This is a genomic window from Pedobacter cryoconitis (assembly GCF_014200595.1).
Lineage (GTDB): Bacteria > Bacteroidota > Bacteroidia > Sphingobacteriales > Sphingobacteriaceae > Pedobacter > Pedobacter cryoconitis_C.
The window spans coordinates 2,402,087-2,426,807 of sequence record NZ_JACHCG010000001.1 but is presented as its reverse complement, the minus strand read 5'-3'; the positions used below and the strand labels follow the sequence as shown (position 1 = coordinate 2,426,807).

At 34.5% G+C, this 24,721-nt stretch carries 22 protein-coding genes; 17 read left to right on the top strand and 5 right to left on the bottom strand.

Annotated elements, in window-relative coordinates; translation table 11 throughout:
- The 4 genes from HDE70_RS10220 to HDE70_RS10205 are packed head-to-tail and all read left to right on the top strand — an operon-like array spanning window position 1 to window position 2,864.
- Entirely contained in the window at window positions 1-231 is a 231-nt protein-coding gene (locus tag HDE70_RS10220) for a DUF4266 domain-containing protein (RefSeq protein ID WP_111636083.1), read from the top strand.
- Between the two features lie 9 nt (window positions 232-240).
- Complete coding sequence (locus HDE70_RS10215; RefSeq protein ID WP_183889828.1) at window positions 241-1,458, top strand: DUF3570 domain-containing protein; 1,218 nt, start codon at window positions 241-243, stop codon at window positions 1,456-1,458.
- Between the two features lie 52 nt (window positions 1,459-1,510).
- A complete protein-coding gene (locus HDE70_RS10210; protein WP_183884170.1) occupies window positions 1,511-2,173 on the top strand; it encodes a cytochrome b/b6 domain-containing protein in 663 nt (220 codons plus the stop codon).
- A 1-nt stretch (window position 2,174) separates the two neighbouring features.
- Entirely contained in the window at window positions 2,175-2,864 is a 690-nt protein-coding gene (locus HDE70_RS10205; protein WP_183884171.1) for a VIT family protein, read from the top strand.
- Window positions 2,865-3,223: 359 nt separating this feature from the next.
- Here HDE70_RS10205 and HDE70_RS10200 read toward each other — a convergent pair whose 3' ends face one another.
- Window positions 3,224-4,879, bottom strand: coding sequence for a PAS domain-containing sensor histidine kinase (locus HDE70_RS10200; protein WP_183889826.1), 1,656 nt, complete (start codon window positions 4,877-4,879; stop codon window positions 3,224-3,226).
- 915 nt (window positions 4,880-5,794) lie between these two features.
- Between HDE70_RS10200 and HDE70_RS10195 the strand changes: the two genes are divergently transcribed.
- The 4 genes from HDE70_RS10195 to HDE70_RS10180 all read left to right on the top strand — a co-directional run bounded on the left by HDE70_RS10195 (window position 5,795) and on the right by HDE70_RS10180 (window position 10,227).
- Complete coding sequence (locus tag HDE70_RS10195; RefSeq protein ID WP_183889824.1) at window positions 5,795-6,202, top strand: mobilization protein; 408 nt, start codon at window positions 5,795-5,797, stop codon at window positions 6,200-6,202.
- Window positions 6,187-7,443, top strand: a complete 1,257-nt coding sequence (locus tag HDE70_RS10190; protein WP_183889822.1) for a relaxase/mobilization nuclease domain-containing protein — start codon at window positions 6,187-6,189, stop codon at window positions 7,441-7,443. Before HDE70_RS10195 ends, HDE70_RS10190 begins: the two co-directional genes overlap by 16 nt.
- Window positions 7,444-7,453: 10 nt before the next feature.
- Window positions 7,454-9,493, top strand: coding sequence for a conjugal transfer protein MobC (mobC, locus tag HDE70_RS10185; RefSeq protein ID WP_183889820.1), 2,040 nt, complete (start codon window positions 7,454-7,456; stop codon window positions 9,491-9,493).
- A gap of 77 nt (window positions 9,494-9,570) precedes the next feature.
- A complete protein-coding gene (locus HDE70_RS10180; protein WP_062548538.1) occupies window positions 9,571-10,227 on the top strand; it encodes a TetR/AcrR family transcriptional regulator in 657 nt (218 codons plus the stop codon).
- Between the two features lie 12 nt (window positions 10,228-10,239).
- Here the strand turns inward: HDE70_RS10180 and HDE70_RS10175 are convergent, their stop codons facing one another.
- The gene (locus HDE70_RS10175) at window positions 10,240-10,776 is read right to left on the bottom strand and encodes a hypothetical protein (RefSeq protein ID WP_183889818.1); all 537 of its coding nucleotides are present in this window, start codon (window positions 10,774-10,776) and stop codon (window positions 10,240-10,242) included.
- Window positions 10,777-12,095: 1,319 nt separating this feature from the next.
- Between HDE70_RS10175 and HDE70_RS10170 the strand changes: the two genes are divergently transcribed.
- From HDE70_RS10170 to HDE70_RS10160, 3 genes are read left to right on the top strand one after another with little or no spacing between them, the layout of a single operon-like run.
- Window positions 12,096-13,037, top strand: coding sequence for a hypothetical protein (locus HDE70_RS10170; protein WP_183889816.1), 942 nt, complete (start codon window positions 12,096-12,098; stop codon window positions 13,035-13,037).
- Entirely contained in the window at window positions 13,030-14,223 is a 1,194-nt protein-coding gene (locus HDE70_RS10165) for a PAAR-like protein (RefSeq protein ID WP_183889814.1), read from the top strand. The genes HDE70_RS10170 and HDE70_RS10165 overlap by 8 nt, the downstream gene beginning before the upstream one ends.
- Complete coding sequence (locus tag HDE70_RS10160) at window positions 14,213-14,680, top strand: hypothetical protein (protein ID WP_183889812.1); 468 nt, start codon at window positions 14,213-14,215, stop codon at window positions 14,678-14,680. The genes HDE70_RS10165 and HDE70_RS10160 overlap by 11 nt, the downstream gene beginning before the upstream one ends.
- 184 nt (window positions 14,681-14,864) lie before the next feature.
- Here the strand turns inward: HDE70_RS10160 and HDE70_RS10155 are convergent, their stop codons facing one another.
- Window positions 14,865-15,395, bottom strand: coding sequence for a hypothetical protein (locus HDE70_RS10155; RefSeq protein WP_183889810.1), 531 nt, complete (start codon window positions 15,393-15,395; stop codon window positions 14,865-14,867).
- Window positions 15,396-16,041: 646 nt separating this feature from the next.
- Here HDE70_RS10155 and HDE70_RS10150 point away from each other — a divergent pair.
- From HDE70_RS10150 to HDE70_RS10125, 6 genes are all read left to right on the top strand, one after another.
- Window positions 16,042-16,341 carry a hypothetical protein gene (locus HDE70_RS10150; RefSeq protein ID WP_183889808.1) on the top strand — a complete coding sequence of 100 codons (300 nt, stop codon included), beginning with the start codon at window positions 16,042-16,044 and terminating at the stop codon, window positions 16,339-16,341.
- Window positions 16,342-16,434: 93 nt separating this feature from the next.
- Window positions 16,435-16,797, top strand: coding sequence for a hypothetical protein (locus HDE70_RS10145; protein WP_183889806.1), 363 nt, complete (start codon window positions 16,435-16,437; stop codon window positions 16,795-16,797).
- Window positions 16,794-17,288, top strand: coding sequence for a hypothetical protein (locus tag HDE70_RS10140; protein WP_183889804.1), 495 nt, complete (start codon window positions 16,794-16,796; stop codon window positions 17,286-17,288). The genes HDE70_RS10145 and HDE70_RS10140 overlap by 4 nt, the downstream gene beginning before the upstream one ends.
- A 423-nt stretch (window positions 17,289-17,711) precedes the next feature.
- Window positions 17,712-20,939 carry a SusC/RagA family TonB-linked outer membrane protein gene (locus tag HDE70_RS10135; protein WP_183889802.1) on the top strand — a complete coding sequence of 1,076 codons (3,228 nt, stop codon included), beginning with the start codon at window positions 17,712-17,714 and terminating at the stop codon, window positions 20,937-20,939.
- 7 nt (window positions 20,940-20,946) lie between these two features.
- Window positions 20,947-22,353, top strand: coding sequence for a RagB/SusD family nutrient uptake outer membrane protein (locus tag HDE70_RS10130; RefSeq protein ID WP_183889801.1), 1,407 nt, complete (start codon window positions 20,947-20,949; stop codon window positions 22,351-22,353).
- A 22-nt stretch (window positions 22,354-22,375) separates the two neighbouring features.
- Window positions 22,376-23,896, top strand: coding sequence for a TlpA family protein disulfide reductase (locus tag HDE70_RS10125; protein WP_183889799.1), 1,521 nt, complete (start codon window positions 22,376-22,378; stop codon window positions 23,894-23,896).
- Between the two features lie 32 nt (window positions 23,897-23,928).
- Here HDE70_RS10125 and HDE70_RS10120 read toward each other — a convergent pair whose 3' ends face one another.
- Together HDE70_RS10120 and HDE70_RS10115 are read right to left on the bottom strand one after the other, a co-directional pair.
- Window positions 23,929-24,231, bottom strand: coding sequence for a hypothetical protein (locus HDE70_RS10120; protein WP_183889797.1), 303 nt, complete (start codon window positions 24,229-24,231; stop codon window positions 23,929-23,931).
- 12 nt (window positions 24,232-24,243) lie between these two features.
- The gene (locus HDE70_RS10115; RefSeq protein WP_183889795.1) at window positions 24,244-24,702 is read right to left on the bottom strand and encodes a MauE/DoxX family redox-associated membrane protein; all 459 of its coding nucleotides are present in this window, start codon (window positions 24,700-24,702) and stop codon (window positions 24,244-24,246) included.
- Window positions 24,703-24,721: the final 19 nt, after the last annotated feature.

Genomic DNA, 24,721 nt, shown 5'->3' with positions numbered 1-24,721 from the left:
ATGAAAAAGTCCATTCCAATAGCAGTATTACTCGGCTCGGGCATTTTTGCAATGAGCCTGCTGAGCGCATGTGCAACAGTAAAACCGTATCAGAAAAATAAGCTCAATGATTCTGAAATGGCTTTATCCTCCCGAACGGCGCAAAAGTTTGAACAGAGTTTCCAGTTATACCGTGAAGGCGGTTCTGGTGCCAATGGTGGCAAAAGCGGTGGTGGTTGTGGTTGTAATTAAATAAAAATCATGAGAAAGATCTATCTGCATGTACTGCTGCTGTTCCTCGGTGTTTTAGGTGCCCATGGACAAATTAAAAGCAAACCTGCCCCTGCCGACAGCAGTAATTATCAAAGCAGGAAACTTAAACTGGACGAAATCAACCTGGTATCGGCCTACTATCATCAAAACGGCAACAATTCAGCCGTTACAGGTGGTATTGGAACTGAAAAACTAACAGATTTTGCTAATACAATCGATCTGCAAATGTCCAATTTCAATAAAGCAGGCAAGAAAAACACCTTTTTGTTTGAACTGGGTGTAGATCATTATACTTCTGCTTCTTCTGATAAGATTGATCCAAGTACGATTTCTTCAGCATCGATGGCTGATACTCGTATTTATCCGTCTTTAAACTGGACGAAAAGCAATGAAAAAACCGGAAATGCTTTTGGTTTTACAGGTTCTTTCTCCAAAGAATATGATTATCAGTCACTAGGTGCCGGATTTAACCTGACCCGCTTATCGAAAGATAAAAACACTCAGTTTGATTTTAAACTACAGGCATTTTTAGATACATGGAAAGTCATTTTGCCTATTGAACTGCGGCCCGCAACAAGCGGCAACGGTCGCGAATCTAGAAGTGAAGGCTCTAGCCCAAGAAATTCATTCAGCACTTCTTTTTCTATTTCACAGGTTATCAATCCAAAACTTCAGGCACTGATTATTATTGAACCTGCTTATCAAAAGGGTTTACTAGCCACCAAATACCAACGTGATTATTTTACAGATGGTTCTGTAAGAGCAGAAACGCTGCCTGATAAAAGATATAAATTACCTATTGCCGCAAGGTTAAACTACTTTGCCACTGACCAGGTGATTATACGGACTTATTACCGTTACTTTATGGATAACTGGGGCATCAGAGCACATACCGCAGAAATAGAAGTTCCGGTGAAACTCACCTCATTTGTCTCCTTAAGTCCATTTTACCGCTATAACAAGCAAACAGGAACCCGATATTTTGCACCCTATGGGCAACATGATCCTTCTGCTACCTATTTTACCAGTGATTATGACCTGTCAACCCTGAACAGTGATTTTTATGGGGCGGGAATCCGGCTTGCACCTCCGCACGGTGTATTTGGCTGGCGACATCTGAATATGCTGGAACTGAGATACGGGCATTATAGCAGATCTACAGGACTGGTTTCCAACATCATTACTTTAAATTTAAAAGTAAAATAAAAACACAAAGCATCTGGAACATAAAATCCAGATGCATTAAAACGCAATCAACATGGCTATCATTGAACCATTGAGGAACGACATTGATCATCCTGCTAAATTGAAAAAGCACAGCAGATCTATCAGGCTGTGGCATTGGCTAAATCTGCTGGTCATTACCGGATCACTACTCACAGTGCTGTTAAACTCAACTTTATTCGATGTAAAAAGTAATACCAAATTTATACTACAGCAATCTGGTACCTCAATAACCGCTCAACAAGCCAAAGATATAGCAAATGGTATGGAAGATCAGATTTGGAGTATTCATATTTACTTTGGTTATACACTTGCAGCATTATTCTTGTTCCGGCTACTCTCTGCATTTTCTTCGTCTACAGGGCAAGGCTTTTTCGGTAACTTAAAAAGTGCTTACCAGGCTTATCGTAAACAAAGTAAGGAATCTCATGTAGCCTTACACGAGTTTACGGTTAAATGCTTATACCTTATTTTCTATTCATTACTTGCCATCATGGTTATAACAGGCTTAGCTATGACATTCGATCAGGAATTAGGCATCAGTAAAACTGTAAGTCACAGCATTAAAGGATTTCATGGTTTTTGTATGTATTTAATCCTGATCTTTATCTTGGTACATATCGTTGGTGTACTTCTGGCAGAACGGAAAGAAAGCAAAGGGATAGTATCAGACATGATTAACGGAGGAAAAACATAATATGGAACTTGAAGAACATTACACCAATAGAAGCGGTTGGTTAAGAGCAGCCGTTTTAGGCGCAAATGACGGTATTCTTTCTACAACCAGTCTGGCCATTGGCATTGCCGCAGCGAGTACTACACGAGGACCAATTGTATTGGCTGCCTTGGCAGGACTGGTTGCCGGAGCATTGTCTATGGCTGCCGGAGAATACGTTTCTGTGAGTTCACAATCGGATATCGAAACTGCCGATTTGAAGAGGGAGAAAATGGAATTGGAAAAGATGCCAGAAATTGAACTGAAGGAATTAGCCAAACTTTACCAACAGAGAGGTCTGGAAGAAAGTCTGGCCTTGCAGGTTGCTACACAGCTCACTGCGCATGATGCTTTAGGCGCACATGCGAGGGATGAACTCGGCATCAATGAGATTACCCAGGCAAAGCCAATGCAAGCTGCTTTAGCTTCAGCAGGTTCATTTATTACGGGCGGAATGCTCCCGATGCTAGTGTCTATTTTTGCACCACTTCACCTGATGGTCATTTATCAATATAGTTTTTCGATCGTATTTTTAGCTTTTTCTGCAATTGTTGCAGCGAAAGCAGGCGGATCTTCAGTGAGTAAAGCTGTTATCCGGATTTGTTTCTGGGGAACAGCAGCGATGTTAATGACTGCTGCTGTTGGCTATCTTTTCGGTGTTAAAACAGCCTAGTTTTTTTATGGATTATTTATCTATTTCTTTATTTAAAATGTGTAGTTTTTGTGCTTTTTTAATTTATCCTAAACGTAGAACTGGGCTGACTTTTTTCTTTTAACCTCAAAATTATAATTTAATGTCACTCGAGTATTTTGTGTTGTTTGTTTCCAGTGAACCTGTGAGGTGTTTTTCAGGTATTTAATATCTGTCCGCGTAACTGAAGTATTAAAGATGTCATTCAATTAAAACAACTCTGGTTGGATTTTAAGTTCGCGAACAACTAACTAAAAGTAAAAACTAAACTTCTCCCGATTTTATTAAATTTTTTTAAAGCCCCACTTTTTCCATAAGGAGAATAGGGGCTTTTCATTGATTTAATTGGTTGATTTGTAGTCAAGAGGTAATGTGAAATAGAAAATAGTACCTTTCCCTTCTTCAGATTCACACCAGAGTTTTCCACCCATAAGTTTGATGATCTCATTAGAAATAAACAGGCCTAAACCCATACCTGGATAAGGATATCGTGTGATTTCAATTGACCTGTAGAAGCGTTCGAATATTTTTTGCTGTTCAGCTTTTCTGATTCCAATACCTTGGTCTGATATGCTAAAGCTAATTTTTTCGTTATCTTCACTTGTACGAATTAATATGTTTCCGCCATTTGGTGAATATTTAATGGCGTTTGAAAGTAAATTTGAAATTACCTGACCAATTCTTGTCTTATCCCCATTGTACAAGTTTATGCACCCAAGTTCTATTTGGATATTATGCTTACTATTAGAAGTATATATTTCATTTACGATCTTCTTTACAAGGTTATCGAAACCAAATTCTGTAACAGTCACGTGAATTCTACCGCTGTTAAAATTCGTTCCATCGAGCATATCCGTAATGATAAGGTTAAGTTTATTGATTTGTGAAGTCATTTTAATCAACAGTTTAAAACTATCATCATCCCATTTTTTTTCTGAAACTCTCATTACCAGTTGAGCATATCCTTTAATACTTGTTATTGGGGCCTTAAGCTCATGGCTTACAATCCTCAAAAGATTTTCCTTTTCTATTTCTAAAGAAAGAAATTCGTCGAAAGAAAACGCACTTGATAAACAATTTCCTATCACACTACCAACATTTTCAATAAATTGTTTGTAGTCGGTGTCATTTTTTTTTCTCGGTGATAATCCAACTATCATATAACCCGAAATTGGTGCATTTTGATTTTTTAGTGGTATGATTGCGGCCTCACAGCAGGGTTCAGGATAAAAAGTTATAATCGGCTCTGCTAAATAGTCGGCAATGGAGTCGAGAAATACTGTATTTCCAGATTTTAGTAAATCTTCTACTGGCCATTTGTGATGATCTATTGGTTGATCAATTCCCCCAGAGGCAGCAAGTGCATATATTTTGTCTTTCCGTTTTAGGTAAATTAAGTAAAATGGAATTTCTTGCTGCTCCTCGTTTAATACCATTTTACAATTATTGATACACTTTTCAAGAGTTTGAGCGGTGTTTTCAATTTTTATTAGCTTATTCATTAATTGACTTCGTCTTTGTCCAATAACTTTGTTTGTAGTTTCTATAACTACATTAAAAATGCCTTCTATTTTCCCTTCAGCATTGTAAATTGGGGATAGGGTATAATCAAAATAACATTCTTCCAAATAACTATTGCGGTATAGCAGAAAAGGTGCATCAGGTAATTTTATAGTGATACCACTACTTATTACCGATGTTAGCTGCGGTTCCAGGGTATCCCAAATTTCTGCATAGACAATTTCTGTAGGGCTACCAAGTGCCTTGGGATGCTTCTCGCCTAAAATCAACGAATATTGATCATTATAAAAGAAAGTGAAGTCCTTGCCCCAGCAAATCGCGATTGGAAAGCCAGAGTTCAAGCAAATTCCTAATGAAGTCTTAAGTGTCGGTGTACAAATTTCCGGGGAATTTAATATTGCTATTTTGGATTGTAAAATTCTAAGTAAACTACCCACATTTCCTCCAGCATTTAAAAAAGAGTAATCACTATCCATATACGTCTATTTTCAAAAAAAGTTTACTTCTAAGTACCTGTGTAAATTGTCAATTATCAAGATCTTTAAACACAAGTGGTTTGATGAAAGATTTGTTTTGATTTAATTCCGACCATTCAAATTGTGATAAATGGCATTGAAAAAAGCTTTCTGAATTTAGGTTAATAATCTTACTGTTTTGAATGTTTGTCATTTTATTGAATTTTAAGTCTTATAAATAGTTTTTTATGTACCAAAAATAAATGTAATTACACTTCTTTACAACGCTATTAAGCATGAATAAGTGTTAAATAGTACTTTATTTAAGAATTGTATTAGATCTATGAAAAGTCGACAGAGGATGAGTGAATATTAAAAAAAGAAGATTATTAAATTATTCTGGAGCTAGAATTGATGGGAAAGTCAAAACGTGGTTCTGCTGATGGTGTGATCAACTTTCTCAATTCCATTTATAGTCTAATTATTTCTAGGTACTCACTAATTGGTTGTCAATTGCAATTTGATTTACGGTTTACTTTGGATTTGAATAATTGATAATCCAATGAAAACAATCCATAAAAAGACCTCTAATAAAGCCAGTGATTTTCTAGGCACATTTCAACCAAAAATTAAGCGGATTATTAAAGAACCCTGCCAGCGGTTCAGACAATTTTTACGATCATCTATCCCTGCAATTGAAGTCAGAAATCAATTGGAATTTGACGATTAACTGTAAGTGCTTTTAGAAGTATTTACTAAGACAATCAGAAAGAATTAATAAAACGGACCGAAGTTCACCGAGCTATCGGAGTAGGTATCTTGAAGCACTCGTGTGCTTAGCAAAGATGTATTTTCGTATACGAAAATCTCTTTGCTGTCCTTAAGGACAGGGGATCACTCGGAACTCGTGATCCTGAAGTCAAAATAAGTGTATTTATGTCAAGGAGAAAATCAAGAGATCAGGAGAAGATTTTAAGCCATCCTATTATTATCAGATTAACAGAAAGTCAATATAAGAAGCTTGCAGATTTGTGGATAGAGAGTGACAGTAAGTCCATTGGTGATGTGGTTAGAAAAATCATTTCTAATCGTCCTATAAAAATTTTGCATAAGGACATTTCTATGAATGCCCCAATGGAAGAAATGGCTCTAATCCGAAAAGAGATTAAAAGTATAGGTGTAAATATTAATCAACAAACCCATAGTTTTCATATTAGCCAAAACCCAATGGAGCGAAAATTTTATTCGATTAAAACGGCAGAAACCTACAAAACAATCGAGCCTAAGATTGAAAGACTCATTTTCCTAATTTCTAAACTAGCTGAAAAATGGTTGCAAAAATAAAAATTGGAAAAAGCATAGGTGGAATTCTCCATTATAATGAGAATAAAGTGATAGAGGGCGTTGCTAAATTAATATTGGCGAGTGGTTTTGCCGGAGAAATTGAAAACATGGATTTTGAGCATAAATTGAAAAGATTTGAGCATTTAACTACGCTTAAACCCAGTATTAAAACCAATGCACTGCATATCTCCCTTAATTTTCATTCAAGCGAAAATATCGATGATACCAAGATGCAGGACATTGCAATTGCTTATATGGAGTCAATCGGGTTTGGTGACCAACCTTTTTTGGTGTATAGACATAATGATGCGGCACATCAGCACATACATATAGCTACAACAAGTATTCAACGCAACGGTAAGCCCATTAAAACCCATAATATAGGTAGGTTGGTTTCGGAGCCAGCTAGAAAGAAAATTGAAAAAGATTTCAACTTAGTTATTGCAGAGAATAAAAGGTTCAGCCCTGAGCCAGGTATTAAACCAATTGACCAAAGTATCATTACCTATGGTCGTTTACCTACAAAGAAGTCTATTAATAATGTTCTCAGTACAGTAATTGGCTCATATAAATATACCTCACTTGCAGAATTGAATGCTGTGTTAAAGCAGTTTAATGTTCTTGCAGATAGAGGGGCGGAAGAAACTGAAATGTATAAAAAGAAAGGTTTGATCTATTCAATCATTGATGAACACGGGAAAAAGATAGGTGTACCAATTAAATCAAGTTCTTTTTATAGTAAACCTACATTACAAAATCTGGAGAAGAGGTACGAGAAAAATTCAGAATTGCGAAAGCCTTTAAAACATGATCTATTAAAACGGATTAACAAAGTTCTCGAATCTTATCAGAGCATAACTAAGAATACCCTTATCACAGAATTGAAGAAAGTTGGTGTCAACCTTATATTACGAACGAACGAGCAAGGTCGGATCTACGGGACAACATTTGTTGATCACATTAATAAGACTGTTTTCAATGGAAGCGACTTAGGTAAGCTCTACAGCGCTAATAACCTTTCACAACGGATAAGTACTAATGATACCATTAAGACTTATTTAGTGCCTCTAAATGGGCAGAATGGTTATTTAAAAAGCAATACAGACCAGCAATTTAAAGCTCGTCTATTTCCAATACAAACAACTACAATATCTATTGGTGACATTTTCGGTAAGCCGGAGATAGATTATAACCCAATGCCAAATAAAAGGAAGAAAAGAAAAAGGGGATTAACTAGATAATCATAAATTTATGAATACAGGAGAAGACATTCAAAGCTTAAGAAAAATTATAGATTTTACGAGGCTTATCAGTATTTTCATAATCAGCATACATTTTTATTTGTGCTGTTATTTAGCTTTTAAGCAATGGGGATGGACGGCAGAAATTACGGATCGAATTATCCTTAATATATCTAAAACAGGACTATTTAATGGAATTTTAAGACCGAAACTTGCCGCATTACTATTTCTGGTAATCTCCCTATTTGGAGTAAAAGGCAAGAAGGATGAGGATATCCGAATTAAATCAATTGCAATTTATTTAATCGTCGGATTCTTATTGTACTTCCTCAGTGTCGCTTGGTTTTTCTTACGTTCAGAACTATCAATTATCGCCTTTGCATATATAGGAACAACATCTTTAGGTTATTTATTTATTCTCATGGGGGGCGGTCTTATGTCCCGGCTTATTATAGATAAACTTAAAAAGGATATTTTTAATACAGAGAATGAAACATTTCCCCAGGAAGAGAGGCTATTAGAAAATGAATATTCGATTAATCTACCAGCAAAATACAAATTGAAGGATAAGATACGTGATAGCTGGATCAATATTATTAATCCGTTTAGGGGATTATTAATTGCAGGTACCCCAGGATCTGGAAAGACTTATTTTGTAATACGTCACATTATAAACCAACACCTTAAAAAGGGGTTTTCCATGTTTATATACGATTTTAAATTTGATGACCTATCAAAAATAGCATACAACGGGCTTTTAAAATACCAGGACAATTATGAGATTAAGCCAAAATTTTATGTAATTAACTTTGATGACCTAGATCGTACTCACAGGTGTAATCCGCTTGATCCGCAGAGTATGGACGATATCACTGATGCAACAGAAGCGAGCCGTACAATTATGATGGGGTTAAATAGGGATTGGATCAAAAAGCAAGGTGATTTTTTTGTAGAAAGCCCGATTAATTTTCTGACTGCCATCATCTGGTATTTGAGAAAATATCAAAATGGTAAATACTGTACATTACCTCATGTTATAGAATTGATGCAGGCGGAGTATGATCCCTTATTTGCTGTGTTGCAGGAAGAAGAAGAAATAAAGGTACTTATCAATCCCTTTATTTCTGCATTACAGAATAAAGCAAAGGAACAATTGGAGGGGCAAATTGCATCTGCAAAAATTGGCCTTGCCAGACTTTCTTCTCCGCAATTATATTATGTTTTAAGTGGAAATGACTTTACGCTTGATGTCAATAACCCAAAAGAACCGAAAATTATCTGTATGGGTAATAATCCACAAAAATTGCAGATATATGGTGCGGTGCTTTCCCTTTATATTTCAAGGATGCTGAAGTTAGTTAACCGTAAAGGTCAGAAAAAAGTAAGCTTAGTATTCGATGAGTTTGCGACTATCTATGTTGGTGGCTCGCCCGGAATTGAGGGTACGATTGCGACAGCAAGAAGTAATGAAGTGGCTACAACATTAGCTGTGCAAGATTTTAGTCAACTTAAGAAAGATTATGGAGTAGATCAGGCAGATGTAATAGTTGGCTTAATTGGTAATGTCATAAGTAGCCAGGTCATAGGTGACACTGCAAAAAAAATGTCAGAGACATTCGGCAAAATCGTACAGGATAAAGAGAGTAAGAGTATTAGCAGTTCTGATATATCTATAACTAAATCCACTCAAATGGATTATGCAATTCCTGCCTCTAAGATTGCACGTCTGTCTTCTGGAGAATTTGTTGGTATTGTTTCTGACAATCCTGATTGTAAAATAAAATTAAAAGTATTTCATAGTGAAATTCAAAATGATCATGTAGCTATGAAAAAAGATGAAGATAATTTTAAGCCAATTCCAATCATTGAGAAGGTAAGCTATGGAGATATTATTGAGAATTATACCCGGATTAAAAGGGATATTGATCAATTATTTGAATGTGAGCTTCAAAAAATTTTAGCTCGGAATCCTTTACCTGCTGAGGCTCCTTTACCTCCAACAGATAGTAACGAATCAAAAGGACAAGCCCCGACTAGTGTGTCACGATAATCAAAATGAATAATTGAATGTCATAGATTTGTTATGTCCACCTAGAATAGCTATTTTCATTAATAAGAAATAACGTTATGGCCAGAAAATATGGTGGCGCACTCAGGAATAAAGAAAGAACCAAACTTAAATTATTAGATGCAGTAGGACAAATCATAAGGAGTGAAGGTTATTCAGGACTTAAGCTTGTGAAAATCGAAGGGGTAGCCGGGGTTAATAGAAAATTAATCTATGATTACTTTGGGACGGTTAATAACCTGATTGAGACTTATGTTAGAACAAAAGACTATTGGGTGATGTTTGCCGCTGAAGCAGATAGACTAGTTCGTGAAAGAAGCGGTGATTTCGGGAAAAAAGACTCTCAAAACCAATTATTAGACTATCTCGATTACTTTAATGCTAATGTTGATATGCAACAGTTTGTACTGTGGCAGGTTAGTGAAAACAGTGCTGTAATTTCTGAGGTGTGTGAGGAGCGTGAAAAAATTGGCAGCAAACTATTTAATTTAGCGGACTACAATTTCAAAGATACAGACGTGGATTTACGGGCTACAGTAGCTTTATTAATCGGAGGGATTTATTTCCTAATATTACATGCGAAGAAAGCGAACAGCCTTTTTTGCGAAATAGATGTTAATTCCCCGGAGGGAATGGCACGTATTAAGAATGTCATTTCAAGAGTCATTGATGATACGTATAACCACGCTGAAAAGCAGAAAAAACCAAAAGAATGAATATAGAATACCTTACATAAATTCCGAACCTGGTTTATTTTCAATTCTCCAGCCATCATCAAATAATGAAAAATATGCCTTAATAGTATCTGTTTGACTAAACTTTCCTGGAATTAATTCAACAAATGGTGTTATGTTTTTATACTTTATAGTATATTCTGCAACGGCACTTTTGTTTTCATTTAACATTTTAACACCTGTTACCTCTCCTAAAACTATATCTGAAATTTTAACTTTCTGAACCTGGTGTTCCACGTCACTTTTTGGGGTTTCGAGGAAAAAAGGCTTAGCTTTTGCAGTAAATTCGATATAAGGTCTATCATCAAGAAAAGTTCGTTTACGGTTAAAGGTTATGTAACCTAGCTTTTCTAAGTTAGTCTTGCTTGCTTTTTCAGCATGTTCAGGATCACCAGCAAAAATATCCTCATCATATATCTGTGGATATTTCTTGCTTTGAACAATTAATTCAAAAGCTTTTTCTCTGCTTAGCTCTTTTGATGAGCAACCAACAAAAACAGCACAAATTAAGATTAGAATGAAATTTTTCATAAAAGAGAGTTTTAATTAACAATCTCCATACGAATTGGTAGTTCGTATAGCTTTTTAAAGGAATCGAGAGGAAAGCATTAAGTTTTACCTCGAAAAACCCCCATAATTTAAATTTACTAAAACTCATCCAATATTTAGAAATAAATTCCATCAATTTGATAATGAATTTTTTATAATAGAAATTTATTGATGATTGACATTGAATTTATATTTCCATTTTAATAACTTAAATCAATATTATCCCCCACAACATTAAATATGGAAAAGTAAAATTTTACGGTTTGATAATGCGCCGTTCTTGTTCATTACATCCATTTCTTTAACAATTTCATTTCCCATTTTAGAACAATCCGTCTTTTACTGTTTTGAAAAATCAATTATGTGGTATAAACGGAGGTATTAATTGGTCGAAAACCTGATTTAGTTCAATAGTATTGTAATGCGCTTTGTCACGCTGTTCAGCGTGAATGGTCGTTCACTTCGAAATACATTTTAATAATATATTGGTCGGGATGTTTAATAACAGATCGAAAATTCTTATAAAATGGTGCTTCAAAGTATATTGGAGAATATAAATACTTATTTACATTGTAGGGAGAGTTGAAGATATTAAAATTACTATTGGAGGATGTAGCTATGAACTACAGTAAGATATTGTTTTAGGCAAATGTCCCTGGTGAGTGGGGACATTGCCTATTTGCTGACATTCTGCAAGAGGCTTTAAAGAAATATAATCTTTGTTATAGATCTAGGCTATTGTAGTTTGCAACAATTTACGCTAGAGTTGACATGAAATAAAAAGGAGCATTTTACTAAAAAATTGTATGTAAACCTTATAATTAATTGCAGAAGTACTACGAATACAGCCAGGAACTAAAAATAGCCGAAGGATGTGATTTACTATTCCTTCGGCTTAATTATGTTATCGATAGTTTTATCTATACCAATTAAATTAATTAATTTCATAGTGAAAAGCCAGATCTGGCTATTTATTAATTTTTCGCAGAATAGGTAAGGGTTAATGTTTAAGCAATTAGAAACTGTTTTTAGATTGTAAAAGTTGGATAGTGAAGCCAATAACTTCATAAAAAGTCAGGAATGATATTATTTTAAATCCAAAAAGTATACTGGACCTTATTAGAACAACACTGGATGAAAGGCGATCCCATACTTTTGATAAACTAACACCTGAGAGTGAGAGTTTTGAACTGAAGAATTCCAATTGTTCTATAATGCCATTATTTATATTCTCCAATAAAAATAAAAAAATTGGCTAGAAATTTGTTATAAAACAAAAAGAATTTATTAACCTCTTAAATATGTCTCGATTTAGTTTTTTTTCTGATGATTCTGAACCAATCAAAAACACAACGGATTCAATAACAGCTAATACTGTTGTTTTTTCCCTTAGGGATTTAACCAAAAAAAAATATCAAAGCAGGCATAATACAGAAATGTCAATTAATGGGTCTCTAATCACAGATTTTTTTCATGAACAGGAATTTGATTTGGAACTTAATGCCATTGGGAAAATTTATCATATACTCTTATCCGTTAATAAATCAAATTATGAGGATGGTTTAGGGTTAAAAGAAAAACTTGGAGGTATATTAAAAAAAGTTACGGATTTGAAAAATGTCCTCGAATTTGATCTCAATCCTTCAGGTAAAATCAAAGATGTGACTAATAAAGCCTTTTTGAAAGAAAAGTGGGAGACGCTAAAAGCTAGTTTACTTTTGGAAGCCGAAATCCAAGCACTTCCTGCTGATATACTACGTAAAATGATAGCTAAGGGAGACGAAGAATATATGCAAAGCTACCCTTTGCATAAGGAACTTGAAAAATCATTGTTCCATTCTTCTTTATTCAGGGGGTTTTACAATCAACCCCTTGTGTTGGGGGATCGTTATCCAGTTGCAAATGTTTTAATCATGTCTACTTTTTTTGAAGAACTTAGTATTCCAATGCGTGTTCATTTGGAAGTTGCTTATGACGAACAATATGATGAATACATTTTAAAGTATGAAGGCAATGTTGACAAGCTAAATTTTGACACTGAGAAAGCAAAGTCTTTATATAATAAACAATATCCATTTTTACAGGAAAAGTTTGAGCGTTATACTTTTGATTTCCAGGCACTATATGTCCTCAACAAGGAGGATAACTGGCTAAAATTCGCAAGAATAACAGTGAATGAAAAGATAAACCAATCTATTGAAAATGCAATAAATTTAGAAATTGAAGAGGTGTATAATGGCTGAACCTTACGTACATAATGAAGTAACACTTACCTGCTCTAATGGATTTCATACGAGTACATTACTAGTTAAAAATAGGGGCGTATTTATTGCAGGTGGTAAGCTGATCGCTACTTATGAGGATAAACCCAAGAATTTTGCTTGTAAATGGGCGGGAGTTCTGGTTGCTATTGTAGTCGCAGCATGCATTGCTGCACCATTTATTGTAGCAGTACTAGCTGGGTTTTTAATTGGCATATTGGCTTCTTTATCAATTGGAGATTTATTATGCTGGATTGCTTTACGTGGAGCAACCTGGCAGGAAGTTCATAGTAAAGTTAGAATAAAGGGTATTCGTCCTTTATTAGGAGATTCAAAACTAATATGTCCGGTATTTGGTGGTGATATTAAGATTTTTTATGATGCTGACACTGCTGGAAAACAGAATAACATTAATATATTTAATAATTCTGTTGAGATACTTGGTGCTGCTTTTATGGGTAGATCATTTAGGATGTTCGCAAATTCCATTCAGATCAGTGGATGGATAAACGCTTCTACTTCTTTTGGTAGTGGTATTATAAAAAGTCTATTGATTGGATATGGTAGTTCTGAACTTAATAATACTATATCCAATGTTATGGTAGACGAAGATCCATTGAAGGGCTCATCAGATTTATTAACAGGTGGTGAAGACGCCACCACGCAAAGCTATACGATGTCCAATTATCAAAAACCCTTTACTGACCCACTCTATACAGATGGTGAACGTGACGCTATAGTTAAAGGAGACAAGATGCGCGGGGTTCCAATTGATAGACAAAATGGAAAAATGACGGATAATGCGGGTAGATTTGACGCTTATGGAAAATCTCAGGCAGAAGTATTTAAAGCCAATAATCCTGTTCATCGTTATAGCCGAGGTAAAAACAGTCCACACTACAGAAGGCAGATAGGTAAACAAGAGAAGTTGAATAGTAAAGCAAAAGCTCTTGGGGAGAAAAAAAGTGGAGAACTATCTGGCAGATATGAAAAACGGGTTACTAAGGAAGTCGCAAAAAATCTCAATCGAGCTGATTATGGCATATTAGCTGCATTTATTGTATCTGATTTAATTTCCCGATATGCACAAAAGAATTTAGATAAATTTGGAATGAATAAAGAAATGCAGGCAAGACAAAGTATAAAAATACTGGCAGATGAACACTGAAAAAAACAATTGGGGAATTGTCCTGCTAATTAGCGCAGTGATTGGATTTATAATAGGGTATTATCTTTCTTTTTTTCTAGGTAGTATTTTATTTATATTGATTCATCTCCTATTTACGTTATATAAAAAAGAACGCTTAAGTAGTTTGATTTGGATACTCTTTTCTGCCTCTTTGGTTTTACCATTCGTATTGTTAATTGTAGCTCAATCAAATCCAGAATTTTATCAGGTACTGGGCTCTCATATGGGGCATCGTTTTTTCTCCAATTTAGATAGTCTGTATGCCATATATGGTGGTACATTATTAAGTTTACTTTGCATTGGTTTTATATATCAGCAAACCAGTTTCTATCATATTGGTTTTGGTAAAGGTGGTGGTGGCTTTTTTATTATGGCTGGACTTGCCGGGATACTTGCAATCATGGAATATTATAAGGTTTTTGGATTGATCTCGTAACTGATGAGATCATAAATAACTATACCATGAGTTTTTGCTAAGTTCAAAAGTATAACACTTACTGCTTATGTATCTAAAAATTTAAATAGCGAGTTTTTTTTAATCCCGCAATTTGAGTAATGATTCAATAAATTAATGATCCAATGCAAAGCATTTTTAACCATGCAGGGTTAATTATGTTATATTATCTATTTCTTTCTTCAATTTTCAGCTTCTCTTGCATTTTGCTGCTATTGAGTTGAAGTCCAGAGAAGAGCCTTTCAAAATAAGATCCAACCTTTGCTTCAGTCGCCAGCTCAATCAAGTATAGTTCATGTGCTAAGATAACTGCTGATTCTTTTTTAATAAGGTCTTTTAATCTCGGTAATTTGATTCCAGTTTTAAAGGAGATAGAAGTTAAACTGTTTACCTCATTATGTACCGATATTAACAACGATCCTAACTTAGTGAATTTTTCTTTTGATTTTTGTTGACTGGTTCGGTTACTAACTAGATTTAAATTAGGGTAAATGATTTCAACTATCTTACCAATTGGCTCTTCAGAAACCAAAGAAATTAAATATAACTTGTTGGCGGGAATCGAACTTATTTTACCGCTTCTTAAGCGACTAAGTTCTGAAGTTGGAATACTCGTTTTAGCATAAATTTCGATATTACCGATCTTTCTATTAGTTAAATAGATGCCTAACGAATTTTCTGGTGCTTTCTCTTTCAATTTCCTTCCAACTTTCTTTAAAAGTAGGCATGCATGGTTGAAACAGCAATTATCCGTGTGTTACTTGCATTTATTCAAATATATTTTGAATAAGTCAATACTTTTTATATCTTTGGTTATGAGTAATTTAAACTAAACCATTTTATATATAAAGCTTCTTTCTATAAAAGGAAGGCATTTTTTTTAAGAGTCTCGTCGCAAAAAGTTTGACAGCCAAGAACGCGAGGTAGTAAGATAAAATGCCCATATCACCTTAAAGTGCATATATTTGCCTTTAAGATAGGTATGGGCCTTGCTATAAATCCACGTTCTTGGCTGTCAACTAAGATGCGGTGGTATGTAAGGCCCTGCCTATTTTATCACCATCGAGGCTCGTAGACTTACGAGCTATGAGAAAACATAAATTATTACAATCTAAGTGTTCTGATATTCATCTGATAATGGTGAATGGTAATGATATGATTTTGACAACAGTCCTTGGTATCACCCCATCCAGTAAAATGTTTCCTCTTAAACCTAAAAATCCAATTTGATTTCCAGCATACCAAAGCAGGCGGTTTCTTTTTTCATAGTAACGAGAGCCCGCCTTGCTTTGTCTTTTCTTTTTTTAATCACTTTTTAGAAACAAACGAATAAAAGAATTAAGATGGAAGATTATAATAGAATTTTGAACTATCAACCTCATAACATACCGGAACAATTTGTTCTTGATCCAGATTCTGCGATTAATATATTTTTTAGTTTTCATCCTATACCGGAGACTAGAGAGAAAATCAAATTGTTATTTCGAGCATGGTTACGATTATTAAATGTCTATGCTGAGCCCTCTGATATTTCTGCCATGTTACTATTCCAAGAGCAACTAATTGAGTTCGTAGAAGTTTCCTATATAAAAGGTGTGAAAGATGGCTATTTGCCCAAACCAGCAAACCAACCAATAGATTAATATATGTTATACAAAGCGGGCGACCTACTGAACAGACGGTTCTGGTAGCGTCGTCCAGCTTTGTTTCTGTTAACCGAATTTAATTACCTGAAAATGAGTATGTATACTTCCCTGTCAGATGATGACCTTTTGACCTTAATTAAAGAGAGTGATAACATGGCTTTTGACGAATCGATAAATAGATACCATAGGATTTTGTACAAAACTTCTAAAAGGATGCTTATCCATGATAAAGAGCAAGTAGATGAACCTATTTGTTATGCCTACAATGAATTATGGTTAACAAGGTTTACTATAAGCTCTGAAACTGATTTATTACAATATCTCAAATCGATGTTTACTAAAAAAGCAATTAAGATAATGATGGAAAGTAAACATGTAGATCGGTACTTGGAAATCTGGAGTGATTTTTTAGATACGATGACTGATAATTCTACTTCATATGCTTCATTATGAAAAAGCCAAATACATCTTTAACTGAAAAAGTTTTGCTCGAAGCTCTATTATCTAAAAATGACATTGCTTTCGAAATATTGTACAATAACTATGCACATTATTTATTTGGAATAATATCCATGATTTTAATTGACGAGGAAACAAAAATTAATGTGCTCCAAAAAGTAATAATTAAAATATGGTTTTCAATAGATCAGTACAATCCTGATAGAAGTAAGTTATTTATTTGGATGATTAATCTTGCACATAAATGTGCAATCGAGGAATTAAAATTTAGAAATCGAATTTCTAACTATTTAGAACCCACTAGAGCAGGATTTTTGAAAGCTCTTAAACCAGATGAATTTAGCGTTTTTAAAAGTATCTATTTAGAAGGTAATAAAGTAGAAGAAACTGCGGTAGAAATGTTCCTTCATCCCGATGAAGTTAAAAAAGTTCTTAGAAGGGCAATTACTAATTTATGTCTCAATCCTAAGATTTCACAGAATTAACAAACCACCACAAACTAAACGAAATGATGAAGATTAAAAATCAACCACCTTGAACAATTACAGACTATAACCACCCTTAAATTTAAGGTCACACTTTAACCATGCACCGTCCCTGCCAAGAATGTGAATGCACGGAAAGAGTGAAGACCATGCCCTGACATGGGTGTGGTGCTTCCTCGCTAATTCAACCCGGCAGGGACGGTGGCGAGATTGGAGCCCATACCCAATTCAGGGTATTCCCAATTCCGTTACATAATAATTTAGAAAATTGATTATTAACGGCCATGCTAAAGATCAAATTCCTCTACAGGAAAAAATACAGGTTTCAACATGTACTATTTGAAACCATCGTTAAACCACCAGTTTAGTGGGAAAATAGCTTAAATGCTTTTTTAAAACTTCTTAATCAACTAAACTATAAACATGAAAAAACTAACGATATACATCGTAATGGCCACGCTTTGCCTAAATTTTAGCTCAATTGCGCAGGTCACAACCCTAAATCTAAAAGGGAAAATAATAGACGAAAATGGAGTGCCAGTTCCCGGAATTAATCTTTCTGTTATGGATACTAAAATCCACACGATTACTAATAAAGATGGGATATTTGATCTTTTAAATGTGCAAGCAGGGTCAAACCTGAAAATTTCTGGAATAGGTTATATAACTAAGCAATTACCAAATATCCAAAATTGGGATTTAAAGATTATCGTCATCCAAACAGATAATACTTCTTTGAAAGAAGTTGAAATTGTAAGTACCGGGTATCAAAATATTCCCAAAGAAAGGGCAACAGGTTCTTTTGCACAACCTATAAAAGTGGCGTTTGAAAGCAGGGTTTCTCCTGATGTTTTAAGCAAGTTAAACGGGATAACTTCAGGACTGGTATTCAATGCCAATACGGGTAATACTACGAATGGACAATTTGATATTAATATCCGGGGGCGCAGTACAATTAAGGCAAACGACCAACCCTTAATTATAGTTGACAACTTTCCCTACAGTGGGGATATTAATAATATCAACCCTAATGATGTTGCTTCTATAACTATTTTGAAAGATGCTTCCGCATCGTCTGTTTGGGGTGTCAAAGCCGGAAATGGGGTTATTGTTATAACTACTAAAAAAGGTTTACCTAATTCAAAGCTTAGGATTTCTTTAAATGCTAACATAACAATCGCCAACAAACCGGATTTATTTTATAATCCCAACTTTTTATCCTCTAATGATTATATAGGTATTGAAAAGTTTCTTTTTGATCAAGGAAAATATACTTCTGCACTTTCTGATAATGTTAATTATCCCTCAGTATCTCCTGCTGTAGAGATTATGGCTAATAATGGCTCACTCTCATCTGCCGACTCGTTATCCGCTATCAATCACCTTAAAAATATCGATGTAAGGGATCAGAATCAGAAATATTTTTACAGAAAGGCTATTTCTCAACAATATGCCCTTAATCTGAGTGGAGGCACGGATAAGGTAACTTATTATGTTTCCGCAGGGATGGATAAAGCCTTACAAATGTTAAAAAACAATGAAAATCAAAGAATTACATTAAGTACCTTAAACGTTTTCAGACCTGTAAAGAATCTGGAGATTTCTACCGGACTGTACTACACTCAATCGCTTTTCAAGACAGACAATACATTAATGTCAATTTTAGGGCAACAGGCTACAAATTTCCCTTATAATCAATATGCTGATTTAAATAATAACCCTTTATCTATTACACGAGATTTACGCACTAGTTTTATAAATTCAGCACAATCAAAAGGTTTTCTTAATTGGTCTTATTTTCCATTAAACGAATTGGGACTGAGCCAAAATAATACACGTGGCACAGATACTAGAATATCTACCAGCATAAAGTATGAATTATTCAAGGGATTAAATATTGATTTAAAATATCAATATCAGAAAACGATAACCGACAAAAAGACAATTTATACCAAGGATAGTTATTACGCCAGGAATTTAATAAATCAGTTTTCTGTTTTAGCAAATGACAAAGTTGTGGATTATAATGTACCAATTGGAGGTTTTTTGAATTATTCCAATGGTAATACGGCTGCTCAAAATTTCAGGGCACAGTTAAATTATAGCCGAACTTATGGCCAACATGACTTTACTATTCTAGCTGGATATGAGCTTAGTCAGGCTTCAACAGAAATAAAAGGAGGTTCAGTTTATGGTTATGATGATGATGTTGCTACCTACGGACTTGTTAATTATAATACATACTATAATGTTAATCCTACGGGCGGTGCTAACATTCCCGACGGTACAGTAATAGGTGGAACGCTTGAACGTTTAAAGTCGGCTTATGCTATAGGCTCTTATAACTTTCAAAATAAATATACGCTAACAGGAAGTACAAGGATAGATGGTTCTAATTATTTTGGTGTTTCAACGAATCAAAAATCTGTTCCTTTATGGTCTGTAGGAGGGAAATGGAAGTTATCGGATGAGAATTTTTATAAATTAAATTGGTTTCCTCAACTCTATCTAACTGCTTCCTATGGATATAATGGAAACTTAGATAGATCAACTACAGGTATAACCACATTTTATCGATTATCAAATGCTAGGTTTACTAGGATCAACTATGCAGATGTCAGTAATATAGGAAATCCAAATTTAAGGTGGGAAAGGAACAGTCAAGCGAAATTTGGAATTGATTTCTCGACCCTGAACAATACGATCTCTGGTAGTGTAGAGTACTTTTTTAAAAAAGGTGTAGACCTCATTGGGAGTACAAAATTAGCACCTAGTACTGGTGTAATTAATTTCAATGGCAACTTTGCAGAAATGAGTGGTAATGGAGTAGATATTACCCTAAATTCGAGAAATTTAAAGGGTAGATTTGGGTGGCTCACTTCCTTGCTTGTCAGTTATGCTACTGATAAGGTTACTAAATATGATTTAACCGCATCAAATAATCAATTAGTTAATGCTGACGGATTAAATGGTCGTTCAATTGTCCCGATTGTGGGAAAGCCTGTGTATAGCGTGTTTAGTTTACCTTGGGGTGGGCTTGATCCGCAGAACGGTGACCCAATTGGATACGTAAATGGTGTAAAAAGTAAAGATTACGCAACTATTAATTCTACAGGTTTATCGGGGTTAGTATATAATGGCCCTGCACGCCCGACGCTATTTGGAGGACTGTCAAATACATTTACTTACGCAGATTTTGCGCTTACTTTAAATATCAGCTTTAAGTTTAATTATTTTTTCAGGCGTCCATCTGTTAATTATACAGACCTGTACCAAAATGCAATTATTGGAAATATAGATTATCATAAGCGGTGGCAGAAACCAGGTGATGAGCTAATCACAAATACCCCTTCAGCAGTTTATCCTATAAATTCAGCTAGGGATGATTTTTATTCAAACTCTTCTGTGCTTGTTGAAAAAGCAGACCATATCCGATTACAGGATGTCAGCATATCTTATACCTTAAAAAAATCTAAATTTCCCTTCCTTCCGGTTAGTGACGTTCAACTTTACGCTTATGTCAATAATGTTGGAATCCTATGGAGAGCTAACAAGAGCAATATCGACCCTGACTTTATACCAAGTGCAACTACAGCTTCAATTTTCCCCAATCTAAGGTCTTTTGCTTTTGGACTAAAAGTTAACTTTTAAACTTAAAATGATGAAAAAACATATTTCGCTTTACAGGCAATATATTCAATGCTTTTTATTAGCATTCACAATACTCATCTTGCAATCTTGTAAAAAAGACTGGTTAGATGCTAAGCCGGATAAATCTTTGGTCGTGCCAACAACATTACAAGATTTTCAGGCAATCTTAGATAATACAGATGTTTTTAACACAAATTATCCGGGTCTAAATGAAGTCAGCTCTGATAATTATTATGTCACTTTCGGTAATTGGCAAAATAGTGGCAGTGCGCTGGAAAGGAACTCGTATACATGGTCAAAAGAACTTTATGCAGGAGAAACGTATAATGCAGATTGGAACAATAGTTATAAGAGAATCCTTTATACTAATATTGCGATTGAGGGCGTAAATAAAATAACCTCAACCAACCAAAATTTAAATGACTGGAATAATGTTAAGGGAACAGCCTTGTTTTATAGAGCATTTAGTTATTACAATCTTTCCCAACTATTTTGTAAACCCTATGAAGAAATAAGCAGTACTACTGATTTAGGACTCCCATTGCGGTTATCTTCAGATGTTAATGCGAAGTTGCAAAGGTCTTCAATTCGGGAAACCTACGACCAAATTCTAAAAGATTTAAATGTTGCAATTGGCTTACTTCCAGAATCACAAATTTACTTAACAAGGCCATCCAAAAATGCTGTTTATGCATTATTAGCAAGAGTTTATTTAGGGATGAGGGATTATGATAAAGCTTTAGAATATGCTAAACTGTCCCTAAATAAAAATAGTTTCCTCATTGATTATAATACTTTACAAGAGGCCGATAATTTATCATTTCCACGCTTTAATGGTGAGGTTATTTTTCATAGTGAGGCATCTAATTATACAATAATTTACAGATCAAACTTTAATGTTGATACAACCTTATACCGGACTTATCAAAATAATGATCTCCGTAAATCATTGTTTTATACCGTTTCTGGTGCAGATGCGATCTTTAGGGGAAATTACAGTGGATCGAATGCCTTTTTTAACGGTCTTGCCGTAGATGAAATCATGCTTATTCGAGCAGAATGTTACGCACGAAAGAATATGGTCAATCGGGCAATGGAAGACATTAATACGCTACTTAAAACCAGGTGGAAGAAAAATAGTGATGGAACCAGTGAATATAATGAGTTGACGGCTTCAAATTCCTTGGAAGCACTTAAAATAATACTCGAAGAGAGAAGAAAGGAATTACCCTTTAGGGAGTTAAGGTGGACTGATCTAAGGAGATTAAATAGTGATCCGAATTATGCCATAACCATTAAGCGGAAAATAAATAATCAGGTTTATGCACTTTCTCCTAATGATCCTAAATATACCCTCTCAATTCCACCCGATGAAATAAACCTAAGTGACATTGTTCAAAATAAAAGAGATTAATAATCGCCCTAAGAAATATACTATGATAAATAAATCTATTACCAGACTTCTTATATTGTCTTTAAGTGCGACATTTTACTGCCTTGGCACAATCAGCACGGTTTCTGCGCAAAATTCTTTTTCAAAAATCAAGATTAGTGGAACTTTAAATGTTTTCGAAAAGGACTCAATTGTCCTGACATATAGAAGCTGTAAACTTCCTCTTGGAGAATCGGCATATCTTCCTTACAACCAAAAAACAGTAGCAATTTCCGATGAAGGTGGATTTGAATTTGAATTGCCTGATACTAGTTTGGTTTATTTTAATCTTTCCTACAAAGCCAAAGATGGTAATATCAAAGAAATCCTAAACTCATATATAGCAGAACCAAATGACAATGTAGATATGCTTATTCAGAACGTAGACCTTAATGGAACTGCAAACAACACCATTTTCGCACAAAACATTTCATTTTCTGGTGAAGGAATCCAGAAGTATAAGTATCAATATTTATTAAACAAGAATCAGAACGATAATGAAATCAAATGGGAATTAAAGAAAAATTTGGTTGTTAAAAATACAATTGAAGCTGAATTGGAGCGGACGATAAGCTTTGCTAACACTTTAGATGATAGTAGCAACTCACTTTCGTTAAACTACGAATCTCTCATTTCTAACGAGGCGTACCAACTAATCAAATTTAATCTGTTTGCAAAAAAGATGAACATCATATATAAGCATTTGAATATTTTCACTGAAAGAATTAATTCACTGAACGATACCAATAAGCGAAAATTCATGAATTTTTATCAAACACGGATTAAATCTAATATTGCCATTCCGCAAGATGTTTTGGCTAATTCTGCATTCTATCCCTCTTTTTTATTACGTCAATTTTTGTTTGAAGGACGAACAATAAATGGAAGAAGTTTATTGGATCAGATTTACGAGATATCTAACGACAAATTGAGGGAACGTGTTTTGACTGAGTATATCCTTAATTATTATACCCATTTAGATGATCAAGAAACAATAGCTAGCAATGCTATAAAAAAAATGAATGATCCGCAGTATATCCAATTGCTTAAAGAGTTAATCAAAAATCAAAGCTTTGGAACAAAGGTTGTTGATTTTATGTTAGTTGATGAAAATAGTAAAGAAGTTAAATTAAGCCAATTCCTTGGTAAAGTTGTTTTTATAGATTTTTGGTATACAGGCTGTTCGGGATGCACACTATACTATCAAGATCTACTTTCTAAAGTTGAAAAGGACTTCCAAGATAATAAAAAGATAGTTTTTATCTCCGTCTCTATTGATAGAGATAAAGAAAAATGGCTAAAAAGCATCAAAGATGGTAAGTATACCTCACCTCATGCTGTCAATTTATATACAAATGGTTTGGGTAGTAATCATGCAATCCTGAAACAGTTGGCAGTATATTCTTATCCACGGCCTATAGTAATTGATAAACAAGGTAAGCTATATAATAATAGCCGAACTGATCTCAGAATTTCAGCTGTTAGGCTATCTCAGATTCTTTCAGATGCAATAAATAAAAATTAAAAGAAGAAGGGCTGTTTACAGCCCTTCTTCTTTTAATTTCCGTCATATGTACCCACTGCGTCCGATGGAGAAACTTTTGTTCCGTTTGGATGAGACCCCGGGGTTAAAGTTCCTGAATAATTCCAAACAGCACTACAAGCTTTTGAAGAAGTAAGACAGCTGCCATTTGGTCTGTAAATGTAATCGGCAGGATTTGTACTCGTAATTCCTTTAATATTATAGAATGTTTGTTGAGATAGTTTCAAGTTGGCATTTGCCGAATTTTGAAAGGCACTGAATCCTAATGCAGAAACACCTACCATAAGTGCTAAAGCAATTTTTTGATAATTTTTCATTGTTGTCCATTGTTAAGATTTGACATTTTGTTTACTAATCCTGAGCGCAAGTCCAGCAATCCCAATAAAAGCAAGATTAAACCAGACATGTTGTACCCAGTTAAATGAATTGATAATCAAATTGCAATGACATGGAAGCTCTTTAGCCCATAATAACATACTAAGAATATATAAACTAAAGACAGACATAGTCCATATAAAAACCACAAGTCCTATTTTATATGTTTTTGGTACTATTAACAAAATAGATGCAGTGATTTCTATGAGTGGAACGAGCCAACCAATTATCTCGGCATATGACCCAATTAATGATACCCTGCTTAAGCCCTGAACAAAGGTCTTATGGTCAGCTATTTTACTATAAGCAGAAGATAAAAATAGAAATATGCAGGCCAGACAAATACCAAAGATCACTTTTTCTTTAGTAACCTCAGAAAATTTAAATGTTCTTTTAATGAACGTAGTTCCCATAACTCAGTTGCAAATTATT